Raw genomic sequence first — 403 nt, 5'->3', positions numbered from 1 at the left:
TCCGTTACCAGTGAAAGTAACGTCCAGTCTATCTTTCTATCACATACCCAAATTTTTAAAGAACGATCTAATCAAAGACTAGAAATCAACATTCACCATCGTATGATGGAATGCTCATTTCTAAGCTTTACAGAAGCAGTTAATGGTGGAGCCAAACGGGATCGAACCGTTGACCTCCTGCGTGCAAGGCAGGCGCTCTCCCAGCTGAGCTATGGCCCCGTATTTCTACAGGCTTCCCACACAAAATTGGTGGGTCTGGGCAGATTCGAACTGCCGACCTCACCCTTATCAGGGGTGCGCTCTAACCAACTGAGCTACAGACCCAATTTCGAGCTTGTAACCGTTAGCGTTGAGCTATCAGCGTAGAGCTTAAAGCTGCTTCTATCGTCTTCTTCAATGAATC

At 46.7% G+C, this 403-nt stretch carries 2 tRNA genes; both read right to left on the bottom strand.

The annotated features are described in order from the left end of the window. Positions 1–143: 143 nt before the first annotated feature. Positions 144–219, bottom strand: a tRNA-Ala gene (locus CWE01_RS33125). 28 nt (positions 220–247) lie between these two features. Further along, positions 248–324, bottom strand: a tRNA-Ile gene (locus CWE01_RS33120). Positions 325–403 lie beyond the last annotated feature (79 nt).

The sequence above is a fragment of the Pseudomonas sp. QS1027 genome (genome assembly GCF_002814235.1).
GTDB lineage: Bacteria > Pseudomonadota > Gammaproteobacteria > Pseudomonadales > Pseudomonadaceae > Aquipseudomonas.
This window is presented reverse-complemented; position numbering and strand designations above follow the sequence as displayed.